The sequence below is a fragment of the Blastococcus sp. SYSU DS0539 genome (assembly GCF_054050855.1).
The window spans coordinates 149,163-164,466 of the sequence record NZ_JBJHAF010000011.1; the positions used below are offsets into that span (position 1 = coordinate 149,163).

Genomic DNA, 15,304 nt, shown 5'->3' on the forward strand with positions numbered 1-15,304 from the left:
GGAACGCGGCCGCAGGGGCTCACCACGGATGGGGACGGCAACCGGCCGCGGTGTCACCCGGAGGGTGACGTCGTCGTAGTGTCGGTGCGTGACTGCAGCTGGGACCGAACTGACCCTGCGGCACCCGATCGAACGATTCACGCTGGACAACGGCCTGCGGGTGGTTCTCGCCCCCGACCGCAGCGTGCCCGTGGTGGCGGTGAGCGTCTACTACGACGTCGGGATGCGCAACGAACCCGAGGGGCGGACCGGCTTCGCCCACCTCTTCGAGCACATGATGTTCCAGGGGTCGGCCAACGTCGCGAAGATGGAGCACGCCCGGCTGGTGCAGGCCGCGGGCGGCACCTTCAACGGCTCGACCCACCAGGACTACACGAACTACTTCCAGGCGCTCCCCGCCGAGGCCCTGGAGCGCGCGCTGTTCCTCGAGGCCGACCGGATGGCCGCCCCGGCGATCACGGAGGAGAACCTCCGCAACCAGATCGACGTGGTGAAGGAGGAGATCCGGGTCAACGTGCTCAACCGGCCCTACGGCGCCTTTCCCTGGCTGCAGCTGCCGCAGGTCGCGTTCGAGAGCTTCGCCAACACCCACGACGGCTACGGCTCCTTCGTCGACCTGGAGTCCTCCACGGTCGACGACGCCACCGACTTCTTCTCCCGCTACTACGCGCCCGGCAACGCCGTGCTGTGCATCGGCGGGGACCTCGACGTCGCCGAGACCGAGCAGCTGGTGCGCCGCTGGTTCGGGCCGATCGCCGGCCGGGACGTCCCGCCGCTGCCGTACACCGGTGAGCCCTCGCCGACCACGGTGCGCAGCGCGGTCGTCGAGGACCGGCTGGCCACCGCGCCCGCGCTGGCCATCGGCTGGCGGGTGCCCGACCCGGTCGGCGACTTCGACACCTACCTGGGCAGCGTGTTGCTGGCCGAGCTGCTCAGCGAGGGCGACGCCTCCCGGCTCGAGCTCCGGCTGGTCCACGACGACCGGATCGCCATCGCGCAGAGCAGCTACGTGGGTCTGTTCGGCGACCCGTTCGACGTCCGCGACGCGACGCTGCTGACCACCCAGGTGCACCACCCGGCCGCGGTGCCGGCCGAGCGGGTGATGGCTGCCGTGCACGAGGAGGTCGGCCGGATCGCCGAGGACGGCGTCGACGCCGACGAGCTGCGCCGGGTGCAGGCCCGCATCGAGGCGCAGCTGCTCCAGCAGGCCGACTCGGTGCTCGGCCGCACGCTGGCCTTCGCCGCCGCCGAGCTCGTGCACGGCCGCGCCGAGCTCGCCGGCGAGTTGGCCGCCCGGCTCGCCGCCGTGACGCCGGAGGCCGTCCAGGGGGCGGCCCGCGGGCTGGACCCGGGCACCGCCGCGGTGCTCGAGCTGCGACCGGCGGGGGGCGCCCGATGACCACGACCCTGGAGAGCTCGCCGATCCCGCCGCTGGGCGAACCCCGACCGCACCCGACGCCGGTCGCCGAGGAGACGACGCTGGCCAACGGCCTCCGCGTGGTCGTGGTGCCCCGGCCCGGTGTCCCGCTGGTGGAGCTGCGGCTGCGGGTGCCGTTCGCCGCGCCCAGCGCCCGCAACGCCGGGGTGCACGCCGCGCGGGGCGCCGTCCTGTCCGGTGCCGTGCTGCTGGGCACCGCGCGGCACGACCAGACCGGCATCGCCCAGCTGCTGCAGAGCCACGGGGCCGAGCTGTCGGTCAGCACCGACGCCGACCGGCTGATCTTCGGGACGACGCTGCTGCCCGGCGGGCTCGGGCCGGTGCTGGAGCTGATCGCCGAGCTGCTCACCGGTGCGAGCTATCCGGCCGGGCAGGTCGACGGCGAGCGCGACCGGCTGGCCGAGAGGATCGCGATCGCCCGCACCCAGCCGGGCACGATCGCCCGCACCGCGCTGGCCGCCCGCCGGTACGGCGCCCACCCGTACGCCATCCAGCTGCCCGACGCCGAGCTGGTGGCCGCGGTGCGCGCGCCGGCGCTGCGCCGGCTCCACCGGGAGCGCGTGCTGCCGGCCGGCAGCATCCTGGTGCTCGTCGGCGACCTGGACCCGCGGGCCGCGGCCGACACCGTGGCCGCCGCCCTCGAGGGGTGGGGCGGCACCGGCAAGGCGGTCGAGACCCCGCCGGTCGCCGAGCAGCGGGTGGACGGCATCGAGCTGGTCGACCGCCCCGGCGCGGTGCAGTCCAACCTCCGCCTCGGCGGGCCGGCGCCCAGCCGCACCGATCCCGACCTGCCGGCGGCGCGGCTGGCGGCCATGGTCCACGGCGGCTACTTCTCCTCCCGGCTGGTGGAGAACATCCGCGAGCGCCGCGGCTACAGCTACAGCCCGCGCAGCGGCATCGAGCACCAGCGCGCCTCGTCGTCGTTCCTGGTGGAGGCCGACGTCGCCACCGAGGTCACCGGCCCGGCGCTGCTGGAGACCCTCTACGAGCTGGGGCGCATGGCGCTGACCCCGGTGACCGAGGCCGAGCTCGACGCCGCCCGGCGCTACATCCTCGGCAGCATGGCGCTGTCCACCTCCACCCACGCGGGCCTGGCCAGCACCCTCTCGGCGCTGCTGGGCGTGGGCCTGCCGGCCGACTGGCTGACCACCCACCAGCGCGACCTCACCGCCGTCACGGTGGAGCAGGTGCAGGCGGCGGCCGCCCGCTACCTGGCGCCCGAGGCGCTGACCGCCGTCGTCGTCGGCGACGCCGGCCGGGTCGCCGCCGAGCTCGGTGCCCTGGCGCCGGTCACCGTGACCGGGAGCGGCGAGCAGGCATGACCGCCGGATCCCGCGCCGACGACGGCCGCCCGGTGCTGTCCCGGGCCGGGCACGACCGGGCGCACCTGGCCCGGCTGCTGCCGGACCCGACCGGTGGCCGTCCGGTGCGGGTGCTGACCGTCGACGCCCAGCGCGCCGTGCCGGTGCAGGAGGGCCCGTCGGGCCCGGTCCTGGTGTGGGACGAGCGGCCGGAGCTGCCCCCGGGGGCGGTGTACCTCGGGGAGGACGGCGGGGTGCCCTACGCCGCGGTCCGCGGTGAGCGGTCCCTGACGGTCAACGGCCGCCCGGTGGACCGGTGGGCCGGGTTGCGCGATCTGGCCACCGAGCTCGGCGACCTGGACGCCGGCCTGCTCGTCGAGGCCATCGGGATCCTGGAGTGGCACGAGCGGCACCGGTTCAGCCCCCTCACCGGCGCGGCGACGACCGTCGAGCGGGCCGGCTGGACGCAGCGCGACCCGACGACGGGGGTCGAGTTCTTCCCGCGGGTCGACCCCGCCGTGATCATGCTCGTCCACGACGGGGCCGACCGCGTGGTGCTCGGCCGGCAGGCGGTCTGGCCGCCCGGCCGGTTCTCCATCCTGGCCGGCTTCGTCGAGCCGGGGGAGTCCGCCGAGGCGGCGGTGGCGCGCGAGGTCCAGGAGGAGGTCGGCCTGCGGGTCACCGACGTGCGCTACGTCGCCAGCCAGCCGTGGCCGTTCCCGCAGTCGCTGATGCTCGGCTTCGTCGCCCGCGTCGACGGCGACGACGAGATCCGGGTCGACCCCACCGAGATCGAGGAGGCGCGCTGGTTCACTCGGGACGAGCTGCGGACCCCCGACGGCCGGCTGGCGGTGCCCCCGTCGATCTCGATCGCCCGCCACATCCTCGACCGCTGGGTGGACGGCGAGCTCAGCTGAAGCGATGCTCATGGGGCTGTCGTCAGGCGCCCGCCGAGCACCAGGGCCGGCCGGTCGGGGTGGTCGGCCAGCACGACGGCGTCGGCCAGCGCGACCGGATCGACCTCGTCGTCGTAGCGGTCGAAGGCCGGTAGCGCCCACGCCTCGTCCGCCGGGGTCCGCCGCCGCCGCGCGGCGGGACCCACCCGCAGGTGGACCACGACGTCCAGGGCGAGGCCCACGCCCTGCAGCAGCGCGCCCGCGACCAGCAGCACGGCACCGGGCGGCAGCGGCACCCGCGGCACCCGGGCGGCGCGGTCCCGCGCCAGGTCCCAGAGCACCGGCAGGTACTCCGCGGACCCGCCGGGCCCGGCCGGACCGAGCACCTCGCGGTTGAGCGCCCCGACGTCCAGCCAGTCGGTGTACCGGGCGTCGGGGTCGGTCCGGCCGTGCTCGAGCCGCAGCGACGCGGGCCGGTAGAAGCCCGTCGCGGGCACGACGACGGCGGTGCGGCCCAGCGCCGGCAGGCGGTCGGCGATCGCGGCGGCGAGGGCCTCGGGTGCGGCCAGCTCCGGCCCGTCGACGGCGACGCGCAGCGCGGCGGCGCCCGGCTCGGCGGGTACGTCCGCCAGCAGGGCGGCCAGGCGGTCCGCGAGGGCGGCGGGGGAGAGCGGCTCCGGCCGGGTCAGGACCGGCCGTCCGCGGTCGCGACGGCACCGCTCGGCACCGGCACCGGCCGCAGTGCGGGCGCGGGCGCCGCGGTCACCGGGGCCGGGGCGGGGGTGGCCGGGGCGGTGGCCGGGGCGTCGGGCACCAGCCCCTCGAGCACCTCGCGGGCGAGCTCGACGACGGAGCGGCCCTGCGTGCGCGCCTCGCGGCGCAACCCCTCGAACGCCGTCCGGAGGCTGACCCCCTGCCGCTCGGCGAGGACGCCGAGGGCGCGCTCGGTGGACACCCGGGCAGCCAGCGCGTGCTCCAACTGGGCGACGGTCCGCTCCAGCGCGGCGATCCGCGCGTCCACCGGGTCGGTCCCGGCCGGCGCCCCCGCGGGGCCGCGCGCCCAGCGCCGTGCCGTGCGGTCGGGCTCGGGCCGCGCGCCCAGCTCGTCGGCCACCAGGTCGGCCAGGGTCATCCCCTCGACCAGGTCGGCCACCGGGTCACCGGCGACCGGGACCCCGGGCAGCGGCACGACGGCCCAGCCCCGCGCGGTGCGGGTCAGCGCGATCCGCGGCCGGTCGTCGGCCGGGGGGCACCCCGGGCCCTCCGGACGGAGCGACGACGCAGCGGGGAGGACGGGCCCGTCGAGTTCGTCGGAGGGCCGGGGGCCGGGGACCACGGGAGCTCACGCCTCCGGAAGCTGTGCGAGCTGGGCCTTGACCGCGTCGATGCTCGGGTTGGTCAGCGCGCTGCCGTCGGGGAAGACCAGCGTGGGGACGGTGCGGTTCCCGCCGTTGGCCTGCATGACCAGATCCGCCGCCTGCGGGTCGGTCTCGATGTCGACCTCCGAGAACTGGATGCCCTCGCGCTGCATCAGCTTCTTGAGGCGCACGCAGTACCCGCACCACGTCGTGGTGTACATGGTGACGGCGGAGCCGGGGGTCGTGGTCATCGCGGGGAGTCTCCCTGTTCGTGCCTGGCGGGTCCAGCCCCGGAACGGGGTGGCGTGCTGCGTGCATCCCAACGTGTTGCTCCTGGGGATGCTTCCCGCCGTCGTCGGACCCGGCTGGGAGGATCGTCCCCGGGGGCCGACGGCGCCCGGGGACGAGCAGGTCGAGGAACGGGGAGGGACGCCGGCGATGGCGCATGCGGACGCGGAGGCCGTGCTCGAGGGCCTCGACGACGAGCAGCGCGCGGCCGCGCAGGCGGTGTCGGGGCCGGTCTGCATCCTCGCCGGTGCCGGCACCGGCAAGACGCGCACGATCACCCACCGGATCGCCTACGGGGTGCACACCGGCAGGTACGTCCCCGAGCAGGTCCTGGCGGTGACCTTCACCGCGCGCGCGGCCGGTGAGCTGCGCGGCCGCCTGGCATCACTCGACGTGGGCGGGGTTCAGGCCCGCACCTTCCACGCCGCGGCCATGCGCCAGCTGCGCTACTTCGCCCCCCGGGTCCTCGGTGGCCCGATGCCCGGGCTGATCGAGAACAAGCTGCGGGTGGTCGCCTCCGCCGCCGCGCGCAACCGGCTGACCACCGACCGGACCAGCCTGCGCGACCTCGCCAGCGAGATCGAGTGGGCCAAGACCACCCTCGCCACGCCCGAGGACTACCCGGCCCGCGCGAAGGCGGCCGGCCGGGAGGCCCCGTTCGAGCCGGCCGCCGTCGCGGCCGTCTACGCCAGCTACGAGTCGGCCAAGCAGCGCGACGGGGCCCTCGACTTCGAGGACCTGCTGCTGGTCACCGCCTACGCCATCGAGGAGCACCCGGACGTCGCCCGGCAGGTGCGCGCGCAGTACCGGCACTTCGTCGTCGACGAGTACCAGGACGTCAACCCGCTGCAGCAGCGGCTGCTCGACGCCTGGCTGGGCGGCCGGGCCGAGATCTGCGTGGTCGGTGACCCGAACCAGACCATCTACTCCTTCACCGGTGCCGACCCCGACTACCTGCTCGGGTTCGCCGACCGCTACGCCGACGCCGCCGTGGTGAAGCTCGAGCGCGACTACCGCTCCACGCCGCAGGTCGTCGGGCTGGCCAACCGGCTGATCGGCCAGGCGCCGCCGCGCAAGGGCCTGCCCGGGCTCCGGCTGCTCGGCCAGCGGCCGCAGGGCCCCGAGCCGACGTTCGTCGAGCACCCCGACGAGCCGGCCGAGGCGGCTGCGGTCGCCGCCCGGTGCAAGGCCCTGATCGACGACGGCACGCCCGCCGCGGAGATCGCCGTGCTGTTCCGGATCAACGCGCAGTCGCAGGTGTACGAGTCCGCGTTGGCCGACGCCGGGGTGCCGTACGTGCTCAAGGGCGGGGAACGCTTCTTCGAGCGGCCCGAGGTCCGCGAGGCGGTGCTGCTGCTGCGGGGGGCGGCGGCCGGCGGGAACGACCCGGGCATGCTCGTGCCCGCCGTCCGGGACGTGCTGGCCTCCACCGGCTGGGCGGAGCACCGCCCGCCGGCCGGCGGAGCGGCGCGGGACCGCTGGCAGTCGCTCGCCGCGCTGGTCGACCTCGCCGTCGACCTGGTCGCCGAGAACCCGTCGCTGGACCTCGCCGGCTTCGTCACCCACCTCGCCGGGCGGGCCGACGCCCAGCACGCACCGACCGTCCAGGGCGTCACCCTCGCCTCGATGCACGCCGCCAAGGGGCTGGAGTGGGACGTCGTCTTCGTCGTCGGCCTGGTCGACGGCGTGCTGCCGATCGCCCAGTCGCTGAGCCGGCCGGTCGCGGTGGAGGAGGAGCGGCGGCTGCTGTACGTGGCCGTCACCCGGGCCCGCGAGCAGCTGACCCTGTCCTGGTCGCTCGCCCGCAACCCCGGCGGCCGGCGCGCGCGTCCGCGCAGCCGGTTCCTCGACGGCCTCGCGCCGGACTCGGGGCCCACCGCCCCGCCGGCCCGCCGCCCGGCCAAGCGGCCCAAGGTGGTGCTGGAGGGCGAGGCCGGCGAGCTGTTCGAGCGGTTGCGCGCGTGGCGCAGCCAGGCCGCCCAGTCGGCGTCGGTGCCGGCCTACGTGGTCTTCACCGACGCCACGCTGCAGGCCATCGCCGAGACCCGGCCGGCCAGCCTGCGCGAGCTGTCCGGGCTGCCCGGCATCGGCGCGCGGAAGCTGGAGCTCTACGGCGAGGACGTGCTGGCCGCCGTCACCGGCTGATGCGGTGAGCGGGTGGTCGCCCACGGCGACGGCAGGCGGCTCCGGAACGGGTGCGGACGCCGTCCGGAGGAATCGTCGTTAATTCGATTGACCCGGAAATCGCCCCGGTCATAGTGTCCCGTCGCACACGAGCTGCGCCCCGTTGCGCGCCCGGCCGACCGGCTGGGACGCGGACCCAGGAAGGAGGACGAGCTTCGATGACCAGCATCACCTGGACCGCCGCTGCCTCCGACCTCCTCGTCCGGGGCGGCGCCGACGTGCGCGAGGGTGGCCTGATCATGACCGGTCCCGCCGCCCCGACCCAGGGCACCGGTCTGTCCGTCGCCCCCTGCACCGGCGGCCCGGCGGCCACCGGCCCGATCGGTTCGATCGCCGGCACGGGCTCGTCCCGCGTCGCCCCGGTCGCCGTCCGGCGCCCCAAGTCGCTGCACACCGTCGAGCGCTTTCTCGCGCCCACGCGCCTGCCCCAGCACGACAGCACCACCCTCGGGATCCGTTCCCCCGGGAGACCGCTGAGCTAGCCGCTCACCGGTCCTCCTCGAGGCCGCGGAACCCGAACCCCGGGATCCGCGGCCTTTCTCGTTGCTCCGCGGCACCCGGTCCCGACCTCGGTCGGCGGACCACCGCCGGCCGGACCCGACGAGTACGAGGAGGAGCGGCAGTGCAGCAGACGATCGACCGCCCGACGTCCCACCGCCGGCCCGGGCTCCCCTGGACCGACGGCGCGACGCCGCGGCATCCGCGCCCACCGCTGTCACCCGCGCCGGTCCGGCGACCCCTGCCCTGCCGGGTGGAGGACGCCGAGCTGTGGTTCGCCGAGAGCCCGGCCCAGCTGGAGCTCGCCAAGAGCTTCTGCGGGGACTGCCCGGTCCGGGAGTCCTGCCTGGCCGGCGCGCTGTCGCGCGCCGAGCCGTGGGGCGTCTGGGGCGGCGAGATCTTCGAACGGGGGGCGGTCATCGCCCGGAAGCGGCCCCGCGGCCGCCCGCGCAAGGTGGTCGCCGCATGACCCCGGCGGCGCGCACCCCCACCACCACGACATCCAGCATCCCGGCGGCCCGGCCGCCGACTCCAGCGAAGGAACCCGCCATGTACCTGCTCGAGCACGAGATGGCCCGCAGCCGCATGCAGGAGCTGCAGGCCGAGGCGATGGCCGCCGGCCGCGCCCGTCGTCTCTACCTGGCGCGACGGGCCACCCGTCGCGCCGAGCGTGCGGTCCGCCGGGCCGCGCGCGCCAGCGCCTCGGTCTACTGAGTAGATCGCGGTGCTCCGGACCGCACCGCCTCCAGCTGCCGTCCCCCGGTCGCGTGGAGCCGGTCAGGCGCGCCTGCGCGGAGCCCTCCGGGCCCCACTCGGCACGACAGCACCGGGTCCGGTCGGGCACCTCCGGGTGCCCGACCGGACATCACTCCGTGAAGCCGGGGAGCCACTCCTCCAGGACCGCGCGCCAGTCGGCCGCCGCGTCGAGCTGGCACAGCACCCCGATGGAGCCCATCGAGACCCGGTGGATGAGCAGGTAGGCGGGGGGCAGGTTCAGCTGCCGGCCCAGCCGGTTGGCCTCGGTCCGCGGGTCGGCGATCCGCATCGCCTGCTCCTGCATCCACGCGCGGGTGAAGTGGAAGTGGTGCCCGGCGATCGGCTCCAGCAGCGGGCGCAGGTAGTCGAGCACCGCGTCGGGGTCGACATCCACCCCCGGCCGCACGAACCCCTCGGTGCGCAGGTCGGCCAGCACCTCGGCCGCGCGCCCGGCCAGCGCCCAGCGCAGCAGCCGCCCGATCGGCTCGGGATGACCGTCGGGCAGCCGGGCGATGGCGCCGAAGTCGATGACCCCCAGCCGGCCGTCGGGCAGCAGCCGGAAGTTCCCCGGGTGCGGATCGGCGTGCAGCAGTCCGGCGCGCTGCGGGCCGGAGAAGTGCAGCGTGGCCAGCAGCCGGCCGGCGCGGTCGCGCTCCTCCCGGGTCCCCGTGGTGATGATCCGGGACAGCGGGGTGCCCTCGATCCACTCGGAGACGACGACCTTGGGTGCGCTCGCCACCACCCGGGGGACGGCGATCTCCGCGTCACCGGCGTAGGCGGCGGCGAACGCCCGCTGGGCATCGGCCTCCAGCCCGTAGTCCAGCTCCTCGACCACGCGCGCCTTCAGCTCGGCGATGAGCGGCTTGACGTCCAGCCCGGGGAGGACCGCGGCGAACAACCGGGCGAACCGGGCCAGCTGGTTGAGGTCGCTCATCAGCGCCGTCGCGGCGCCCGGGTACTGGATCTTCACCGCGACGTCGCGGCCGTCCCGCCAGGTGGCCCGGTGCACCTGGCCGATGCTCGCCGCCGCGGCCGGGGCGTCGTCGAACTCGGCGAAGCGCTGCCGCCACGTGCCACCGAGCTGCTGCGCGAGGACCGCGTGCACGGTCCGCACCGGCATCGGCGGGGCCGCCTCCTGCAGCTTGGTGAGCGCCTCCCGGTAGGGCGCTGCCATCTCCTCGGGCACGGCCGCCTCGAACACCGAGAGCGTCTGGCCGAGCTTCATGGCGCCGCCCTTGAGCTGCCCCAGCACCGCGAACAGCTGCTCGGCCGTGCGCTGCTGCAGCTCGGCGTTCACCGCGTCCGCGGACTGGCCCGACAGGCGCTTGCCGATCCCCAGGGTGGCCCGGCCGGCGGCGCCCAGGGGGAGGGAGGCCAGGCGTGCGGTCCGTGCGACCGACCCCCGTGGCATCACCGGTCGCTCGTCGCTCACGCGTCCTCCTCGCCGGCGCCCGGTCCGGGCGGCGCCGTGTCGTGTCCGGTGAGCCCGTGAGCTCGCTCAGCGGCCCATTGTTGCCTGTTCTCCCGGGGTCGTGCCGGGGAGAGGTCCGACGTCGCCCCCGGGAGGGGTGTCGTCGTCCGCAGCCGCACCGCAGTCGCAGGCCGGGTGCGGCACCCATCGTCGCAGGCGGGGGAGCAGGTCCGGTGGGCGCAGCTCCACCGTGGCGTCGAGCGTCACCGGCGCGCCGGACCCGTCCAGGAAGGCCAGCACCTGCCCCGTCGCGAGGAGCGCGGTGAGCAGGCAGGTCACCGTGGCGCCGCTGGGCGGTGGCTCCGACGCGGAGAGCTGCGCGGCGAGCCGGGGCCAGCGGGCGTCGGCGTCCCGGCGGTGGAGGTCACCGCAGCCCAGGCAGCTGGTGGCGCCGGGGACGACCAGCGGTCCGACGACTCCCGTCTCGCCCCGCACGGTGGCCACGAGGTGGGGGCCGGCGATCCCGGCGACCAGCGGGTCCGAGGCCGCCCAGGGCCGGGTGAGGACGGTGAGGTCCGGCTGGAGGCCGGCGGGCAGCGGCCCGAGATCGGTGAGGGGGCTCGCCCGGCGGACCGCGTCGGCCGCCGCCACGGCGCGGGGCCGGCCCTCGTCGGCGGCGGTCAGGCCGCCGACCACCGCGTCGGCGGCGGAGACCACCCCGGCGTCGCGGACGACGACCCGGCCGACCCCGCTGGCGGCCAGCACCGCCGCGAGCGGGGTGCCGACGCGGGTCGCGCCCTCGACCACCACGGTCGCCAGCCGCCGCGCCCGCCAGACGGAGGAGCCGGGGACGGCGGCCGCCGTGGGCAGCTCGACCGCCGCCCGCGCGGCCGCGGCGGGGCCGGCGCCGACGGCGATCACGTCGGCGGCATCCAGGTCGGTCAGCAGGCCGCCAGCGCGCAGGGCCGCAAGCACCGCGTCCACGAGGCCGGGATCCAGGCCGTCCCGGACGGCGTCGGCCCGCACCGACCGCTGCGAGCGGCGGCCGTCGAGGCCGCGCAGCAGGGCAGCGAGGCCCACGCCGGGCTCCAGCAGCAGCCCGTCGGTGGAGTCGACGCCACCGACCTGCACGCCGCCGTCGCCGAGCAGCAGGGGTGTCGCCGCCGGGAGCAGGGGATGGGCGTTGTCGCTCACCCCGGCAGGGTCGCAGCCGGACGCGGGTCGCGGGCCCGTCGTCCACAGGACGACGAACGGCGGCGTCCCGCAGGGGGACGCCGCCGTCGCGACCGTCGTCCTCCTCCGCCGCGGGCGTGCGCGGGGACGGGAGGAGAGGTTCTCTCAGGCCTTGCCGAGGATCCGGTTCATCTTGGTGCCGCACACGGGGCAGGTGCCCTGCGCCATGCGGCGGCCCGACTCGCTGACCTTGACCTCGCCGTCGAAGTCGCGCTTCTCCTTGCACTTCACGCAGTAGCCGTTGTAGCTCTCCGCCACGGGATCTCCTCGTCTCCGGGGCGCCTCGGCTCGCACGCCGGGCGCCGTTGCGCGAGAACGCTACCCGTGCGGACCCCCCGCGACGCCGTCGGCGGCCCCCCGGCGACCGGTACCCGGGTGCGCCGCGGCGGCGCTTTCCCCACAGCTGTGGACAACCCTGTGGACGCCATGGGGACGACCAGGCGTGTCGCTGTGCGGAACCCCGGGACGGGGCGGGGACGGGCCGCCCGGCGGGGTGGTCCACGGGCCTGCGAGCTGCGCGGATGTCCCCGTCCGGGGTGTGGACGGCGCGCGGCTCGCGACCCTCGTCACCGGGTGGAGCGGCCGCCGTGTCCACCGTCCGTGCGACCTGCACCCGAGCGGGTGTCTCCGCGCAGGCGCCGCGCCGGGGTGGTGTCCTACGGTTCCCTCGTGCCCGGAACGACTCGCGACTCGACCGCCCTCCCCGAGCCGGCGGACGACGGCGTCGTCGAGGTCCGGCGGAGCACCCGCCGCCGGCGCACGGTCACCGCGTACCGCGAGATGGGCCGCACCGTGGTGCTGATCCCGGCGGCCTTCAGCCCGGCCGAGGAGCAGCGGTGGGTGGCCCAGATGGTCGCCAAGCTGCGCACCCGCGAGGAGCGGCGGAAGCGGTCCCTCGGGGGCGACACCGAGCTCCTGGCGCGGGCCCGCGCGCTCTCGGCCGAGCACCTGGACGACCTCGCCGACCCGGCCAGCGTGCGGTGGGTGGACAACCAGCACCGTCGCTGGGGGTCCTGCACCCCGGCGGACCGGACGATCCGGCTCTCCAGCCGGCTGCGGTCGATGCCCGAGTACGTCGTCGACTACGTGCTGGTGCACGAGCTGGTGCACCTGCTCGAGCCCGGGCACGACGAGCGCTTCTGGGCGCTGGTCGCCCGCTACCCGCGGGCCGAGCGGGCCCGCGGGTTCCTGGAGGGCGTCGAGCTGGCGAACACCGCGGGTGCGGCCGGCGAGGACGCGGCGCCCGACCTCGTCGACTAGCCGCGCTGCTCCCCGGTGCCGGGCTCGTCGTCGGTGTCCCCGTCGGCGTCCCCGGCCGTGTCCCCGTCCGCCGGCTCGGCGTCGGTCGAGGGCTCGCCGGGCGCGGCGCGGTCGGCGTCGTCAGCGGTCAGCGCGGCGAGCTCGTCGTCGAGGCCCTGACGGGCGACGAAGTCCAGCGGCTCGTCGAGGTCCTCCGACGTCGGCAGCAGGTCGGGGTGCGACCACAGGCGGTCCCGGTCGGCGCTGCCGTGCTGCTGGCCCATGGCGCCCCAGACGGTGGCGGCGTCGCGCAGCCGGCGGGGACGGAGCTGCAGGCCGACCAGGGTGGCGAAGGTCTGCTCGGCCGGCCCGCCGGAGGCCCGGCGGCGGCGCATCGTCTCGGCCAGGGCGGCGTACCCGGGGAGCCGGTCGGCCGCGGCCGCCGCCACGACGGCGTCGACCCAGCCCTCGACCAGCGCCAGCAGGGTCTCCAGGCGGCGCAGCGCCATCTGCTGCTCGGGGGTCTCCTCGGGCTCGAGGACCCCGCTGCCGAGCAGGCGCTGGATGCTCTCCGGGTCGCTGGGGTCCAGCCCCTCGCCCATCCCACCGGCCATGGCCTCGTTGATGCCGCGCTCGATCGCCTCGCGGTCGATGGTGATGCCACGGGCGTAGGCGTGCACGGCGTCCTGCAGCTGCTGGCGCAGCCAGGGGACGTGCGCGAACAGCCGCTGCGAGGCGGCCTCGCGCAGTGCGACGAACAGCCGCACCTCGTCGGCGGGGCGGTCGAGCCCCTCGGCGAACGCGGCCAGGTTCTGCGGCACGAGCACCCCGGTGCCGCTCGGGGCCAGCGGCAGACCGACGTCGGTGCTGGTGAGCACCTCCTCGGCCAGCTTGCCGAGCGCCTGCCCCACCTGGGCGCCGAACATGAGGCCGCCCATGCGGCCCATGATCCCGGCGATCGGCCCGAAGGACATGGCCGCCTCCTGGGGGAGGGCGCTGGTCATCGCCGCCACCACGCGCTCGGCGAGCGGGTCGATCAGCGCGCCCCACGCAGGCTGGGTCTGCTCCACCCACTCCACCCGGGACCACGCGGCGGTCCGCTCGATCCCGGAGGGCAGGTCGGTGACCTGGTCCAGCCACAGGTCGGCCAGCCGGAGGGCCTCGGCGGCCGCGGTGCGCTCCTGCTCCGACGACGGCTGGTGCCCGGCCGCGAGCTGGCTGATCGCGCCCTGGCGGGCGAGGTCCCAGTTGACCGGGCCGCCCGACCAGTTCATGAGCTTCTGCAGCTCGGCGAAGAGCGGCATCTTGCCGAGCACGTCCTCGGGCGACCCGCCGCCGGCCATGCCGCCGAAGAGGGCGCCGAGACCGAACGGGTCGCCGCCCTGGTCGCCGCCGCGGCCGGGCTCCCGGCGCTCGGGGTCACGGTCGGGAGGGCCGAAGCCGAACGGCACGTCACTCATGGGTCCACGGTAGACGCGTGATCTTCGGTCGGGGGCCGCGGCGCTGCGCCGGCAGCGGACAGCTCCGCGGTGCGGCACCGCCCAGGTCGGCGACATAGGCTCGCGCCTCGTGACCCGTCGGAGCGCCGTCCTGAGCATGGGCGCCGTGCTGCTGCTGCTGTTCGGCGTCCTGGGCACGAGCGTGCCGGTGCCCTACGTCGCGCAGGTGCCCGGCCCGACCTTCAACACCCTCGGCGAGATCGACGGCGAGCCGATCATCGCGGTGCAGGGCCGGGACCGCAACGAGGTCGAGGGCAACCTGAACCTGACCACCGTCGGCGTCAGCCGGGGCGGGCTCAGCCTCGTGCAGGCCGTGCGCGGCTGGTTCGACGACGAGGTCAGCGTCGTCCCCGAGGAGCTGGTCTACCCGCCCGACCGCAGCGAGGAGGAGACCCGGCAGGTCAACCGTCAGGCGTTCCTCACCTCGGAGCAGGCCGCCGAGAGCGTGGCCCTGGGCGAGCTCGGCTTCCCGCAGAAGGTGGTCGTGCGGGAGGTGCCCGAGGGGTCCCAGTCGGAGGGGCGGCTCGAGGAGGGCGACGCGCTGGAGTCCGTCGACGGGCAGCCGGTCCCCGACTCCGACGTGCTCGCCGACGTCCTGACCGGCATCCCGCCCGGCACCACGGTCCCGGTCACCTACACCCGGCTCGGCGAGCGGGGCACGACCACGGTCACCACCGGGGCCGCGGAGGGCCGGGCGGGATCGCTGCTCGGCATCTCCGTGCTCGACCAGCCGTCGGCGCCGTTCGACGTCGACATCCAGGTCGCCGACGTGGGCGGACCGTCGGCCGGCCTGATGCTGACCCTCGGGATCCTCGACCTGGTGGGGGAGGAGGACCTGACCGGCGGTGCGGTCATCGCCGGCACCGGCACCATCGACCTCGAGGGCAACGTCGGGCCCATCGGCGGCATCCCGCTCAAGATCGTCTCTGCCCGGGACATCGGCGCCGAGGTGTTCCTCGTCCCCGCCGGCAACTGCGCGGAGGCGGTCGCCGCCCCCGACGCCGGCGTCCCGCTGGCGAGGGTCGCCACCCTCGACGACGCGCTGGAGGCCCTCGCCGACGTCCGCGCCGGCCGGACCCCGGAGAGCTGCTGACCCCATGGCCCCCCCCCCCCCCCCCCCCCCCGGCGGGCGCGCGCGCGCCCGGGGCCCGCGTTCCGGGCGCCGCTGACAGACTGCGGTGATGAGCACCACAGCCGGACCGC

Annotated in this window: 16 protein-coding genes; 9 read left to right on the forward strand and 7 right to left on the reverse strand. The window is 76.2% G+C overall.

Going from position 1 to position 15,304, the window contains the following annotated elements; all coding sequences use genetic code 11:
- Window positions 1-88 precede the first annotated feature (88 nt).
- Genes ACI790_RS14785 through nudC form a run of 3 tightly spaced genes read left to right on the forward strand, consistent with a single transcriptional unit; the run spans window position 89 to window position 3,656 of the window.
- Window positions 89-1,399 carry a M16 family metallopeptidase gene (locus ACI790_RS14785; RefSeq protein ID WP_456570540.1) on the forward strand — a complete coding sequence of 437 codons (1,311 nt, stop codon included), beginning with the start codon at window positions 89-91 and terminating at the stop codon, window positions 1,397-1,399.
- Window positions 1,396-2,760 carry a M16 family metallopeptidase gene (locus tag ACI790_RS14790; protein ID WP_456570541.1) on the forward strand — a complete coding sequence of 455 codons (1,365 nt, stop codon included), beginning with the start codon at window positions 1,396-1,398 and terminating at the stop codon, window positions 2,758-2,760. The genes ACI790_RS14785 and ACI790_RS14790 overlap by 4 nt, the downstream gene beginning before the upstream one ends.
- Entirely contained in the window at window positions 2,757-3,656 is a 900-nt protein-coding gene (gene nudC / locus ACI790_RS14795; RefSeq protein WP_456570542.1) for an NAD(+) diphosphatase, read from the forward strand. The genes ACI790_RS14790 and nudC overlap by 4 nt, the downstream gene beginning before the upstream one ends.
- Window positions 3,657-3,664: 8 nt before the next feature.
- On the opposite strand, the gene ACI790_RS14800 is transcribed toward nudC, so the two are convergent.
- The 3 genes from ACI790_RS14800 to ACI790_RS14810 form a co-directional block, all read right to left on the reverse strand.
- Window positions 3,665-4,132 carry a uridine kinase gene (locus ACI790_RS14800; protein ID WP_456570543.1) on the reverse strand — a complete coding sequence of 156 codons (468 nt, stop codon included), beginning with the start codon at window positions 4,130-4,132 and terminating at the stop codon, window positions 3,665-3,667.
- Between the two features lie 188 nt (window positions 4,133-4,320).
- The gene (locus ACI790_RS14805; protein WP_456570544.1) at window positions 4,321-4,971 is read right to left on the reverse strand and encodes an ANTAR domain-containing protein; all 651 of its coding nucleotides are present in this window, start codon (window positions 4,969-4,971) and stop codon (window positions 4,321-4,323) included.
- A 6-nt stretch (window positions 4,972-4,977) separates the two neighbouring features.
- A complete protein-coding gene (locus ACI790_RS14810) occupies window positions 4,978-5,244 on the reverse strand; it encodes a mycoredoxin (protein WP_456570545.1) in 267 nt (88 codons plus the stop codon).
- A 187-nt stretch (window positions 5,245-5,431) separates the two neighbouring features.
- On the opposite strand from ACI790_RS14810, the gene ACI790_RS14815 reads away from it, so the two are divergent.
- From ACI790_RS14815 to ACI790_RS14830, 4 genes are all read left to right on the forward strand, one after another.
- Window positions 5,432-7,426 carry an ATP-dependent helicase gene (locus ACI790_RS14815; RefSeq protein WP_456570546.1) on the forward strand — a complete coding sequence of 665 codons (1,995 nt, stop codon included), beginning with the start codon at window positions 5,432-5,434 and terminating at the stop codon, window positions 7,424-7,426.
- 197 nt (window positions 7,427-7,623) lie between these two features.
- Window positions 7,624-7,947 (forward strand): hypothetical protein, encoded by a 324-nt coding sequence (locus tag ACI790_RS14820; RefSeq protein ID WP_456570547.1) that lies wholly within the window; start codon window positions 7,624-7,626, stop codon window positions 7,945-7,947.
- Window positions 7,948-8,087: 140 nt separating this feature from the next.
- Window positions 8,088-8,432, forward strand: a complete 345-nt coding sequence (locus tag ACI790_RS14825; protein ID WP_456570548.1) for a WhiB family transcriptional regulator — start codon at window positions 8,088-8,090, stop codon at window positions 8,430-8,432.
- Window positions 8,429-8,677 carry a hypothetical protein gene (locus ACI790_RS14830; RefSeq protein ID WP_456570549.1) on the forward strand — a complete coding sequence of 83 codons (249 nt, stop codon included), beginning with the start codon at window positions 8,429-8,431 and terminating at the stop codon, window positions 8,675-8,677. The genes ACI790_RS14825 and ACI790_RS14830 overlap by 4 nt, the downstream gene beginning before the upstream one ends.
- 151 nt (window positions 8,678-8,828) lie before the next feature.
- Here ACI790_RS14830 and ACI790_RS14835 read toward each other — a convergent pair whose 3' ends face one another.
- From ACI790_RS14835 to ACI790_RS14845, 3 genes are all read right to left on the reverse strand, one after another.
- Window positions 8,829-10,151 (reverse strand): ABC1 kinase family protein, encoded by a 1,323-nt coding sequence (locus tag ACI790_RS14835; RefSeq protein WP_456570550.1) that lies wholly within the window; start codon window positions 10,149-10,151, stop codon window positions 8,829-8,831.
- Between the two features lie 66 nt (window positions 10,152-10,217).
- The gene (locus ACI790_RS14840; protein WP_456570551.1) at window positions 10,218-11,324 is read right to left on the reverse strand and encodes a ThiF family adenylyltransferase; all 1,107 of its coding nucleotides are present in this window, start codon (window positions 11,322-11,324) and stop codon (window positions 10,218-10,220) included.
- A 144-nt stretch (window positions 11,325-11,468) separates the two neighbouring features.
- The gene (locus tag ACI790_RS14845) at window positions 11,469-11,621 is read right to left on the reverse strand and encodes a DUF5679 domain-containing protein (protein WP_012950213.1); all 153 of its coding nucleotides are present in this window, start codon (window positions 11,619-11,621) and stop codon (window positions 11,469-11,471) included.
- A 411-nt stretch (window positions 11,622-12,032) separates the two neighbouring features.
- Between ACI790_RS14845 and ACI790_RS14850 the strand changes: the two genes are divergently transcribed.
- Window positions 12,033-12,623: a M48 metallopeptidase family protein gene (locus ACI790_RS14850; RefSeq protein ID WP_456570552.1), complete on the forward strand. Its 591-nt coding sequence runs from the start codon at window positions 12,033-12,035 to the stop codon at window positions 12,621-12,623.
- On the opposite strand, the gene ACI790_RS14855 is transcribed toward ACI790_RS14850, so the two are convergent.
- On the reverse strand, window positions 12,620-14,062 hold the full coding sequence (locus tag ACI790_RS14855; protein WP_456570553.1) for a zinc-dependent metalloprotease: 1,443 nt from the start codon (window positions 14,060-14,062) through the stop codon (window positions 12,620-12,622). The genes ACI790_RS14850 and ACI790_RS14855 overlap by 4 nt on opposite strands.
- 109 nt (window positions 14,063-14,171) lie before the next feature.
- Here ACI790_RS14855 and ACI790_RS14860 point away from each other — a divergent pair, with 109 nt between their 5' ends.
- Window positions 14,172-15,194, forward strand: a complete 1,023-nt coding sequence (locus ACI790_RS14860; protein WP_456570554.1) for a YlbL family protein — start codon at window positions 14,172-14,174, stop codon at window positions 15,192-15,194.
- The last annotated feature ends 110 nt before the right edge of the window (window positions 15,195-15,304 follow it).

Bases quoted from the DNA above. Each gene is read 5' to 3' on its own strand.
- ACI790_RS14790 (WP_456570541.1), top strand. From the start codon at position 1,396: ATGACCACGACCCTGGAGAGCTCGCCGATCCCGCCGCTGGGCGAACCC.
- nudC (WP_456570542.1), top strand. From the start codon at position 2,757: ATGACCGCCGGATCCCGCGCCGACGACGGCCGCCCGGTGCTGTCCCGG.
- ACI790_RS14810 (WP_456570545.1), bottom strand. From the start codon at position 5,244: ATGACCACGACCCCCGGCTCCGCCGTCACCATGTACACCACGACGTGG.
- ACI790_RS14815 (WP_456570546.1), top strand. From the start codon at position 5,432: ATGGCGCATGCGGACGCGGAGGCCGTGCTCGAGGGCCTCGACGACGAG.
- ACI790_RS14820 (WP_456570547.1), top strand. From the start codon at position 7,624: ATGACCAGCATCACCTGGACCGCCGCTGCCTCCGACCTCCTCGTCCGG.
- ACI790_RS14830 (WP_456570549.1), top strand. From the start codon at position 8,429: ATGACCCCGGCGGCGCGCACCCCCACCACCACGACATCCAGCATCCCG.
- ACI790_RS14855 (WP_456570553.1), bottom strand. From the start codon at position 14,062: ATGAGTGACGTGCCGTTCGGCTTCGGCCCTCCCGACCGTGACCCCGAG.